Genomic DNA, 10,978 nt, shown 5'->3' with positions numbered 1-10,978 from the left:
CCGACCGCCACCTTCAAGAGCACCAAGGTCGAAGCGGCCGGCCCCAACAAGCTGACCGTCACCGGCGATCTGACCATCAAGGATCAGACCAAGCCGGTCGTGCTGGACGTCACCCTCAACGGTGCCGGCGAGCACCCGATGAAGAAGGTGCCGGCCGCTGGCTTCGACGCCACCACCACCATCAAGCGCACCGACTTCGGCGTGGGCCAGTACGCCCCGAACGTCAGCGACGAAGTGAAGATCCGCATCACCACCGAAGCGCTGCAGGCCAAGGCCGGTGACGCTGCTGCCGCGAAGTAATTCGCTGCAAAGGTGATGCATCGGTGCGAGCGATCGCACCGATGTGTGGAACGCAGGAGCCGTTCGATTGGCGTAATGCTGTTCACTGAAGAAAAAACGGCGCTTCCCCATTTCGGTGGGAAGCGCCTTTTTTTTTGGGCGTTGCGGTCGAGGGTGCGGTGTCCTCGCCGCTCGCGGGACACGCCGCAAGTACGTCCATGTAGGCTCGGTGGCGGCATCCATGCCGCCACACGGTCCCGCAAGCGGCAAGGACACCGCACCAGAGAGTTGATCGGGCGTTTGATGAAAGCCTACCTGTTGATCGCGTTGCGTTTTGCGTTGCGAAGCTGATCGGCCGCAGCGTTGTCCAAATAACACACCATGCCTTGCTTGCAACCATGCGCACCGACCATCTCGACTGGTCCTTGCCTGCCTACCGTCGCGGGACCTTACGCGGCATGGATGCCGCGTAAGAGCCTACACGGACGTACTTGCGGCGTGTCCCGCGATGGTAGGCAGGCAAGGGCCCTGCGGAAAATCCACAGATCAACAGCCGTCTGCAGGGGAAACTCAGCACCCAGAGGCCGCCATGCTGTCCGTTAGTGCGGAGCTGATTCAGCCTTCCAATAACCCTTCGCGCGCACCGACTCCTTGTCCACGCCATGGTGTTCTTCAAGAAACTTGCGCATCGCACGTGCACGCATGGATTCGGCGCCGATCCAGTAGAAGGTATCGCCATCGTGCGGCTCGTAATCGCGCAGGCTGTCTTCCAACAAGGTGCTGCTGGCCGCATCGAAACCGTTGCGTTCCAGCCAGTACACGTCCACGTCGGCGGCGCTGAGCAACTCCTGGCGTTCTGCGGCATCGGCAATTTCGATAAAGACCTCTGCATGCATGTCGGCAGGCATCGCCTCCAGCCAGCGGCCGATCGCCGGCAGTGCGGTTTCGTCGCCGATCAGCACGTAGTGGTCGTAGTCGTCGGCGACCAGAAATGAGCCGCGCGGGCCGCCGATCTTCAGCGTGTCGCCGGGCTGTGCGTGCGCCGCCCAGCTGGTGGCCACGCCGTCGCCGTGCAGCACGAAGTCGATGCTCAGCTCGCCGCTCTGCGGGTCGAATGCGCGCGGTGTGTAGTCGCGGCCCGGCGAGGGCAGGGCGCCTTCGTCATAGCGCGGGCCTTCTGCCGTCATCGTCGGCAGCACAAAGGCGCCGTCGGTATTGGGGAAGAACAGCTTGACGTGATCGTCCGGTGCGTCGCTTTGAAAGCCTGCAAGTTCGTTGCCGCCAAAGACGATACGGCGCATCTGCGGGGTGATCGATTCGCAGCGCAGCACCTGCACGGAGCGCAGGCGCGAGTCGCGGCGGATTTGGGTGTTGGTGTGGGTTGCCATGGGGGAATTGTTCCTGGATTGCCGGGTGTATGCGCGATGGGAAGAAGTGGGGAGTAACTGGCAAAACTGATGGCGCAATAAACAATCAAATAAACCAGCTAGGCAAATAAACCAGCTAGGAGCAGCTGCTGTTAGCTATCCCTTCTCCCATCGGGAGAAGGTGCCCCGTAGGGGCGGATGAGGGTACGGGCGAAGCCGCGCGCAGTTGCAATGGCACGTGGCTTCGCCCGTACCCTCACCCCAACCCCTCTCCCGGCGGGAGAGGGGCTTGCCGTCCCGCGGCTGAAACTGTGTGTTGATTCTGAAATTGCATTTTGATCAAGACAGGCAATTACGTCGCTGCCAAACACGCAAGGTCGATGCTTTGGAATTTGCAGCGTTGTGAAGTCACAGAACAACGCATGTGCTGCGGTTCATGCCCGTCACTGACGCCCGCAACGCGAACATTGCATGAGGTGTCACTGTCGCAAAGCGCAATCAAGCTGGCATCGGCTTGTCTAAGATTTGCGGCAGCACACGCACTCAGCCGTCGTCGCGCTCCATGCCGTCAGCGGCGGCGTTGAGTAGCGCAGCGATGCGTGCGGTTTCTGCTTCGGTCCACTGCCCATGCCGCGCAAACAGGCCGTGCTTGATGCGATGAATCGCCTCGCGAATCGGCGCCGGTGTCTGTGCCTTGATCAACTCGCGTGCGCGGCGATGCGTGCGTGCCAGCGCCGCGTCGAGTGCGTCGCGCTGCTGTGCCACGTGCGTGCGGCCGGCCTCGGTGACCTGATAGCGCTTGCGGCCGTCATCCTGAGCCGTCTGCACCCAGCCGTCGGTTTCAAGCTGGGCCAGCGCTGGGTAGATCGCGCCGGCACTCGGGGTGTACAGCCCTTTGAACAACGCGGCGATCTGCCGCATCAGCTCGTACCCATGCCGCGGCTGTTGCTCGATCAACGCCAGCAACAACAAACGCAGATCGCCATGCCCCAACGGCCGCGAGCGTCCACTTCCGCCACGCTCGGGCGCTGGATCGGAAGCGAGATCAGCGTCTGCGGAGACGTCGTCAGGGGTAGGACGCGTGTTCATTCGATATATCGAAGCATGACGAAACGATATATCGAATTCGCGCTGCTCGCAAGCGCTGACGCACGCGAGATCGCCTGGGCCGTGCGCCTTCTCGTCCCGATGGGCCTCGCCCGGCCGGTCCAGCACCACGCCGTCGACCACCGTGCCCACGCTAAGCAGAGCAAGGACCAGTCGGCCCGGTGCCGAACGACACCAACGTCGACTTGCACCAAAGCCGGCCAGCACCGATGCCGAACGACCTCAACGTAAGGCCGATCGACACTAAGGCCGACTAACCCCGAATCCATGCTGCGCCGCGACTAGACAATGCCGAATCCCATAATTACGATGTAATTACTCCGACATTACGGGCCTGGCCCGATGAGGCAGCCGCATGAGTCGACAGTGGGACACCCAGGCCGAGAGCCGGCGCCAGCGCTTGCAGCGCGCCGCCCCGCTTGCGCCGCAAGGGCGTGTGGTGGCGGCCAGCGATGTGCTGGCGCTGCTGGAAGCGGTGATCGAACCCGGCGACCGCGTCTGCCTGGAAGGCAATAACCAGAAGCAGGCCGACTATCTGGCGCGCTGCCTCACCGAAGTGGATCCGGCACGCGTGCACGACCTGCACATGGTGCAATCGGTGTTGTCGCTGCCCGCGCATCTGGATGTGTTCGAGCGAGGCATCGCCAAGCGGCTGGATTTCTCGTTCTCCGGCCCGCAGGCCGCGCGCCTGGCCGGGCTGGTCGGCGAAGGCCGCATCGAGATCGGTGCCATCCACACCTATCTGGAATTGTTTGGCCGCTACTTCATCGATCTGACCCCGCGCATCGCACTGGTCACAGCGCAGGCCGCCGACCGTCACGGCAATCTCTACACCGGCCCGAATACCGAAGACACGCCGGTGATCGTGGAAGCCACCGCATTCAAGAGCGGCATCGTGATTGCGCAGGTCAACGAGATCGTCGACACGCTGCCGCGCGTGGATATTCCCGCCGATTGGGTAGACTTCGTCACGCAGGCGCCCAAGCCCAACCATATCGAACCGCTGTTCACCCGCGACCCCGCACAGATCTCCGAGATCCAGGTGTTGATGGCGATGATGGCGATCAAGGGCATCTACGCCGAATACGGTGTCAACCGGCTCAATCACGGCATCGGCTTCGATACCGCCGCGATCGAATTGCTGTTGCCCACCTACGCCGAATCGCTCGGGCTGAAGGGCAAGATCTGCCGGCATTGGGCGCTCAATCCGCATCCGGCGCTGATTCCGGCAATCGAATCGGGCTTCGTCGAATCGGTGCATTCGTTCGGTTCGGAACTGGGCATGGAGCAGTACATCGCCGCGCGCCCGGACATCTTTTTTACCGGTGCCGACGGCAGCATGCGCTCCAATCGCGCGCTGTCGCAGACCGCCGGTTTGTATGCCTGCGACATGTTCATCGGTTCCACCTTGCAGATCGATCTGCAGGGCAACAGCTCCACCGCTACGCGCGACCGCATCGCCGGTTTCGGCGGCGCGCCCAATATGGGCTCGGATGCGCGCGGCCGCCGGCATGCCAGCGATGCCTGGCTCAAGGCCGGGCGCGAAGCCGCACGACCGGGCGAGATGCCGCGCGGGCGCAAGCTGGTGGTGCAGATGGTGGAAACCTTCCGCGAGCATATGGCGCCGGCCTTCGTCGACAAGCTCGATGCCTGGGAACTGGCCGAGCGCGCCAACATGCCGCTGCCGCCGGTGATGATTTACGGCGACGATGTCAGCCACGTATTGACCGAAGAAGGCATCGCCAACCTGCTGTTGTGCCGCACGCCGGAAGAGCGCGAGCAGGCGATTCGCGGCGTGTCCGGTTACACCGCCGTCGGTCTGGGCCGTGACAAGCGCGCGGTCGAAAACCTGCGCGATCGCGGCGTCATCAAGCGGCCGGAAGACCTGGGGATTCGTCCACGCGATGCCACGCGCGACCTGCTCGCCGCGCGCACGGTCAAGGATCTGGTGCGCTGGTCCGGTGGGTTGTACGACCCGCCGAAACGTTTTCGCAATTGGTAGGGGCACGGCATGGAAACCCTGCGGTATCGCTTCGATGGCCAGCACGGCGCACGCGCCGGGCTGGAACATGCGCTGGTCGGCGTGGTCGCCTCCGGCAATCTGGAAGTGCTGGTCGAGCGCGTGCCGCTCGATGGCGCGATGGAGATCGAGATCCTCACTGCCGCACGCGGATTCGGCACGATCTGGCAAGCGGTGCTGGACGATTTTGCCGCACGCCACCCGCTGCGCGATGTGCGCATCAGCATCAACGATGTCGGTGCCACGCCGGCGGTGGTGAGCCTGCGCCTGGAGCAGGCGATGGATGTCTTGCAGGGAGCCGACGCATGAGCCGCCAGGATCCAGCACACCCCTTCCATCTCGTAGGAGCGCACCCGGGCGCGACGGGCATTCCCGGTAACGCCGCAGTCGCGCCCAGGTGCGCTCCTACGCGAGCCATCGGGAGCCGCACATGAGCACCACCACTCATCTCGTAGGAGCGCGCCTGAGCGCGACAAGCTTTCTCGGTAACGCCCCGGTCGCGCCCAGGTGCGCTCCTACGCATGTCGTCGGGAGATACGTATGAGCACCGCCATCCCCATGGCCGAGCGCAGCTATTACGAAGCCGATGCGCGCGAGCGGATCGACGGTGTGCTGGATGCCGGCAGCTTCCGCGAATTCGTCGGTCCACGTCGCCGCCTGATCAGCCCGCATCTGGCCCAGCTCGACACGCCCGGCGCCTTCGATGACGGCATCGTGGTGGGCGAAGGCACGCTACGTGGCCGCAACGTGCTGATCGCCGCGCAACAAGGCGCCTTCATGGGCGGTGGCGTCGGCGAGGTGCATGGCGCCAAGCTCACCGGCCTGCTCGAGCGCGCCGCAAAAACGCAGCCGGCAGCGGTGCTGCTATTGCTCGACACCGGCGGCGTACGCCTGCACGAAGCCAATGCGGGCCTTATCGGGATTTCCGAAATCATGCGCGCCACGCTGAGCACACGTGCTGCCGGCGTGCCGGTGCTGGCCTTGATCGGCAGCGGCAACGGCGCCTTCGGCGGCATGGGCATCGTGGCGCGCTGTTGCAGCGCGGTGATCATGTCCGAAGAAGGCCGCCTGTCGTTGTCCGGCCCGGACGTGATCGAGACCGTGCGCGGCGTGGAAGAGTTCGACGCACGCGACCGTGCCCTGGTGTGGCGCGTCACCGGCGGCAAGCATCGCTATCTGCTCGGCGAAGCGCAGACCTTGGTGGCCGACCGCATCGCCGCATTCGCCGATGCGGCTGCCCATGCGCTGGACACACTTGCCGAGCCGGAAGGCGAGGCCGCATTGCAGGCGCTGGACCTTGCGCAGCAGCAATTGGCTAAGCGCATCGAGGCTTACGGCGATTGCCGCGACGGTCTGGAGATCTGGCGGCGCCAAGGCATCGTCGATGCGCAGCGCCTGCCGTTGCTGGACACCGAGGCCTTCCTCGCTGCCACTGCCGACCGGAGCATTCCATGGAACTGAGCCAACTGCTGGATCAGCTGTTTCCGCTCGGTCACGCCATCGCCCGCAACGACGATGTGCTCACCGGCAGCGCGATGACCGCTGCGGGCGAGGTCACCGTGATCGGTACTGCCAATAAACTGGAAGTCGGCGTAGACCACGCACTGGCATTGGCCGCTACCGTGTTGGCGAGCACCCGTGGACATCCGCAACGGCCGATCGTGATGCTGGCCGACACCGCCGGGCAACGGCTCGCGCGCCGCGACGAACTGCTGGGCATCAACGGCTATTTCGCGCATTTGGCACGCGCGCTGGATCTTGCACGCAGACGCGGCGCGCGGCTGGTCACGTTGGTGTATGGCGAATCGGTCAGCGGCGGCTTTCTCTCGTTCGGGTTGATGGCCGACCATATCCACGCCTTGCCCGATGCACAGATCCGCGTGATGGATCTGCGTGCCATGGCACGTGTGACCAAGCAATCGGTGGACACCTTGCAAGCGCTGAGCAAGAGCTCGCCGGTATTCGCGCCGGGTGTGGAAAATTACGTGCGCATGGGCGCGGTGGAGTCGTTGTGGAAGGGCGATCTGGCGCAGGCGTTGCTGGATGCATTGGCCACGTCCAGCGATGGCGATCAGCGCCGTGCACTCGGCGCGCAGCGTGGCGGCCGCACGTTGGCGCGCGATGTCGCCGCCGCCGTGGCAGCAGGCGAGGCCTGAGCATGCCCGGCCGCCACGCACTGGTGTGGTTGCACCCCGACGCGCGCTGGCAGGCGTTGACGCCGGGTGCGCATCCGCGGCTGCAGCAGTGGTTCGCTGCCGGCCTGCCGGCGGTGGTGGCGCGTGGCGACGGCAGCGAAGCACCCGGCACACTGCGGCTCGGTGTGCCATTGCCGCCGAGCGAAGGCAAGCAGCGTCTGGCGCTGACAGCCAATGTGGCCGATATCGCACGCAGCACCGCACCGCTGCCGTTGGACGACGTGATCGCACACGCGCCCAGCGACATGCAGCCGGCATTGCAGGCCTTGCTGGCGCAGACCCGGGCCAATGCATTGCAGCCACGCGTGTTCGGCAGCTTTGCATGGCAGGCGCTCACCGGGCTTGCATATGTGCACGCGCACTCGGATCTGGACCTGTTGTGGTCGATCGAAACAACCGAACAAGCACATGCGGTGGTGACACTGCTGCAGCGCTGGGAACAACGCCATGGCCTGCGCGCCGACGGCGAATTACTGCTGGCCGACGACGGCACCGCAGTGAACTGGCGCGAATATGCCGGCAGCGCGCAGCAGGTGTTGGTGAAATCCAATCAGGGCTGCCGGATGGCGTCGCGCACCGCGTTGTTCCCTGTGTGGAGCGCGGCATGAGTGCGCTGGCGAAAGATGTTGCCGATGCCAAGGCCGAGACCGCATGTACGCATGGCGATATTCAAGATCGTGCATCGCTGCAGGGCGCATCGCGTCTGATCAGCGGCATTGCCAGTCCACTGGCGCACCGACTCGGCCGCCTTGCAGTTAGCGCGTTACATGCAGAACTGGCCTGCGCACCGAAGCCTGGCCTGGTTACCCCGTTCGATACCGGTAGCCACACCGATATGGACGCGGCCACCTTTCTGCGCAGCCTGTTCGCGTTGCGCGGCTACTTTGTCGCGATTGCGCAAGCCGGCATCGACAACGCCCCGTTCGCACGCTTGCGTCAGCTCGGCATCGATGCCGAAGCGGCGATGCTGCGCGCCACCGGCGGCATCAACACCCATCGCGGCGCGATTTTCAGCCTCGGCCTGCTCACTGCGCAGGCGGCGCGCTTGCGTGTCGCGTACGGGCGCCGCCCCACTGGTGAAGCGGTCTGCAACGCGGTGCAGGTGTGGCGCGATGCATTGCAGGCTGCGCCGCTGAATCCGCACAGCAATGGTCAGCGTATGCGTGCGCAGTATCAGGTCAGCGGTGTGCGCGAGCAGGCCGCAACTGGCTACCCGCTGTTACGTGAAGTCGCGCTGCCGTGCCTGCGCGCTGCGTTGCACAGCGGCGCCACGCGGGAAGCGGCATTGGCGCAGACGCTGATGCAGTTGGTCAGCGAAGTGGACGATCTGAATCTGCTGCATCGTGGTGGGCAGGAAGGGCTGGCCTACGCACAAGCGCAAGCACGTGCCTTCCTCACCGACGGCGGCATCGCGCAACCGCAGTGGCGCAATTGTTTGAACTCCATCGGTAAGCAATTTGTTGCCCGTCGTCTGAGTCCAGGCGGCAGCGCCGATCTGCTGGCCTGTGCCTGGTTTCTGCATGTGCAGGAAAGCGCATGACGCTCGCCGTGCTCTGCCCGGGCCAAGGCGGCCAACACGCCGAGATGTTCGCGCGTGTCACCGATGCACCCGCTGCGGCCAACGTGCTCGCTGCCGCGACCAAGCTGCTTGGCACCTCTGTGCAAACGCTTGCCGCAGACCCAAGCCGCTACGCCAATGCCATCGCACAACCACTCGTGTGTGCCGGTACCTTGGCGCAGTGGCAGGTGCTGCGTGAGCAACTGCCAACCCCGTTACTGGCACTCGGCTACAGCGTCGGCGAGCTCGCCGCGCATGCGGTGGCCGGCAGCATGGACATCGATACCTGCCTGCAGCTGGCCGCCACCCGCGCACGCCTGATGGACGCGGCCAGCCCGGACAATGCCGGGTTGATGGCGGTGGTCGGCCTGCCACTGCGCGCACTCGAAACGCTATGCCAGACCCATGGCGCGGCACTGGCCATCATCAACGGCGACGACCATGCCGTGCTCGGTGGCCCGCACGCTGCACTGCAGGCGCTTGGCGACGCTGCGCAGGCGCAAGGCGCGCGCATCACGCTGCTGCCGGTGAGCGTGCCGGCGCATACGCCGTGGTTGCGCGCAGCCGCGGACGCGTTCTCCATCGCATTGAAAACCGCAGAAATCACTGCGCCCAAGCTGCGCGTGCTGGCCGGTATCGATGCACGTGCAGTCACCACGCAGGCATTGGTGATCGACACGCTGGCCGCACAGATTGCGCAGACCGTGCGCTGGTACGACGTGCTGGTGCAGGCCGCAGAGCGCGGCGCACGCGTGTTTCTCGAACTGGGGCCAGGCAGCGCATTGGCGCGCATGGCGCGGGAGGTATTGCCGCACTGCGAGGCGCGGTCGGTGGACGAATTCAACAGCACCCAAGGTGTTGTCGAGTGGGTCACCGCCGCGTGCGAGCGCGCGGCATGAGGTAACGCCAAGACAGGCCAGCAATGCATAGCGAGCAGGCAACCGCCTGGCAGCTGCGCATCGGTGTTGTTGGCCGCTCCTGGTGTCTGACAGGGCGTGACCCTTGGGTGGCGGGTGGCCATCCGTGCTGTACGCGTATCAGGTGTCTGGGAGGGCGCATGACCCCGCAAATTGCAACGATTCTTGGCTTGGTGATCATGTTCATCGTCGCCACCGCATTGCCCATCAACATGGGTGCGGTGGCCTTCGCGCTGGCGTTCATCATCGGCGGCGTGTGGGTGGGGCTGGACGGCAAGGAGGTGCTGGCCGGCTTTCCGGGCGACCTGTTCCTGACCCTGGTCGGCATCACCTATCTGTTCGCCATCGCGCAGAAGAACGGCACCATCGATCTGCTGGTGCACTGGGCGGTGCGCGCGGTGCGCGGGCGCATCGTGGCGATCCCGTGGGTGATGTTCGTCATTACCGGGTTGCTGACTGCATTCGGTGCGCTCGGGCCGGCGGCAGTGGCCATCATCGGCCCGGTGGCATTGCGCTTTGCCAAGCAGTACCGCATCAACCCGCTGATGATGGGCCTGCTGGTGATCCATGGCGCACAGGGCGGCGGGTTTTCGCCGATCAGCGTGTATGGCGGCATCACCAACAAGGTGGTCGAAAAAGCCGGGCTGGACGTCACCGAGATGGCGGTGTTCCTCACCAGTCTTGGTTTCAACCTGATGATGGCGATCATCTGCTTCTGCGCGTTCGGCGGACTCAAGCTGATGCGTCGGCAAGAGGTGTCGCTGGCGGATGCGCAATACGTGCCAGTGGCCGATGACCAGGCCTCCAAACGCCCATTTGCGATCGAAGGCCATGGCTCCTTGGTTGCCGCTGGCGGCGGTACCTTGTCGACCAATCCGCTGGCGCTGGAGGCTGTCGCCATCACCCGCGATCGCTTGATCACGTTGGTGGGCTTGCTGGGTCTGGGTGTCGCGGCGCTGATCTACAACCTCAATGTCGGCCTGGTGTCGATCACCGTTGCTGTGGTCCTCGCATTGATCTCGCCCAGCGCGCAGAAAGGCGCAGTGGATGGCATCAGCTGGTCCACGGTGTTGTTGATCAGCGGCGTGGTCACCTACGTCGCAGTGCTGGAAAAGGCCGGCGCGGTGGATTACATCGGCACCGGTGTCTCGCATATCGGCATGCCGTTGTTGGGTGCGCTGCTGGTCTGTTATGTCGGCGGCATCGTGTCCGCGTTTGCATCGTCCGCAGCCGTGCTCGGTGCCACCATTCCGTTGGCGGTGCCCTTTCTGATGCAGGGCCAGTTGGGCGCGGCCGGGGTGATCTGCGCACTCGCGGTGTCCTCCACCATCGTCGATGTCAGCCCGTTCTCCACCAACGGCGCGCTGGTGGTGGCTTCGGCGGCGAAAGAGGAGCGCGACGCGCTGTTCCGCCGCTTCCTGGTCTACAGCGGGCTGGTGGTGTTGTTGGGGCCACTGACCGCGTGGCTGCTGTTCGTGGTGCCGGGCTGGCTGTGAGCCGGCATGCGCACAGCGGCGGAGTGGGGCGCCCCCGTA

General features: G+C 64.8%; 11 protein-coding genes. 9 read left to right on the top strand and 2 right to left on the bottom strand.

What is annotated here, in order from left to right; translation table 11 throughout:
- Positions 1-300, top strand: a 300-nt coding sequence (locus AC1KVG_RS21055; RefSeq protein WP_481095710.1) for a YceI family protein, incomplete at its 5' end; no start/stop codon positions are given.
- Between the two features lie 578 nt (positions 301-878).
- Here AC1KVG_RS21055 and AC1KVG_RS21050 read toward each other — a convergent pair.
- Both AC1KVG_RS21050 and AC1KVG_RS21045 read right to left on the bottom strand, forming a co-directional pair.
- A complete protein-coding gene (locus AC1KVG_RS21050; RefSeq protein ID WP_481095709.1) occupies positions 879-1,667 on the bottom strand; it encodes a siderophore-interacting protein in 789 nt (262 codons plus the stop codon).
- A 522-nt stretch (positions 1,668-2,189) separates the two neighbouring features.
- Positions 2,190-2,735, bottom strand: coding sequence for a PadR family transcriptional regulator (locus AC1KVG_RS21045; protein ID WP_481095708.1), 546 nt, complete (start codon positions 2,733-2,735; stop codon positions 2,190-2,192).
- Positions 2,736-3,108: 373 nt separating this feature from the next.
- Between AC1KVG_RS21045 and mdcA the strand changes: the two genes are divergently transcribed.
- From mdcA to AC1KVG_RS21005, 8 genes are all read left to right on the top strand, one after another.
- A complete protein-coding gene (mdcA, locus tag AC1KVG_RS21040; protein WP_481095707.1) occupies positions 3,109-4,755 on the top strand; it encodes a malonate decarboxylase subunit alpha in 1,647 nt (548 codons plus the stop codon).
- Between the two features lie 9 nt (positions 4,756-4,764).
- Positions 4,765-5,082: a malonate decarboxylase acyl carrier protein gene (mdcC, locus tag AC1KVG_RS21035; protein ID WP_317062949.1), complete on the top strand. Its 318-nt coding sequence runs from the start codon at positions 4,765-4,767 to the stop codon at positions 5,080-5,082.
- Positions 5,083-5,331: 249 nt separating this feature from the next.
- The gene (locus AC1KVG_RS21030; RefSeq protein WP_481095711.1) at positions 5,332-6,234 is read left to right on the top strand and encodes a biotin-independent malonate decarboxylase subunit beta; all 903 of its coding nucleotides are present in this window, start codon (positions 5,332-5,334) and stop codon (positions 6,232-6,234) included.
- Positions 6,225-6,929 (top strand): biotin-independent malonate decarboxylase subunit gamma, encoded by a 705-nt coding sequence (mdcE, locus tag AC1KVG_RS21025; protein ID WP_481095706.1) that lies wholly within the window; start codon positions 6,225-6,227, stop codon positions 6,927-6,929. The genes AC1KVG_RS21030 and mdcE overlap by 10 nt, the downstream gene beginning before the upstream one ends.
- A gap of 2 nt (positions 6,930-6,931) precedes the next feature.
- On the top strand, positions 6,932-7,576 hold the full coding sequence (mdcG, locus tag AC1KVG_RS21020; RefSeq protein WP_481095705.1) for a malonate decarboxylase holo-[acyl-carrier-protein] synthase: 645 nt from the start codon (positions 6,932-6,934) through the stop codon (positions 7,574-7,576).
- Positions 7,573-8,508 carry a triphosphoribosyl-dephospho-CoA synthase MdcB gene (gene mdcB, locus AC1KVG_RS21015; RefSeq protein ID WP_481095704.1) on the top strand — a complete coding sequence of 312 codons (936 nt, stop codon included), beginning with the start codon at positions 7,573-7,575 and terminating at the stop codon, positions 8,506-8,508. Before mdcG ends, mdcB begins: the two co-directional genes overlap by 4 nt.
- The gene (gene mdcH / locus AC1KVG_RS21010) at positions 8,505-9,425 is read left to right on the top strand and encodes a malonate decarboxylase subunit epsilon (protein ID WP_481095703.1); all 921 of its coding nucleotides are present in this window, start codon (positions 8,505-8,507) and stop codon (positions 9,423-9,425) included. Before mdcB ends, mdcH begins: the two co-directional genes overlap by 4 nt.
- A gap of 158 nt (positions 9,426-9,583) precedes the next feature.
- The gene (locus AC1KVG_RS21005; protein ID WP_006452514.1) at positions 9,584-10,939 is read left to right on the top strand and encodes an SLC13 family permease; all 1,356 of its coding nucleotides are present in this window, start codon (positions 9,584-9,586) and stop codon (positions 10,937-10,939) included.
- Positions 10,940-10,978 lie beyond the last annotated feature (39 nt).

The organism is Xanthomonas sp. NCPPB 3959 (assembly GCF_056675575.1).
This window is presented reverse-complemented; position numbering and strand designations above follow the sequence as displayed.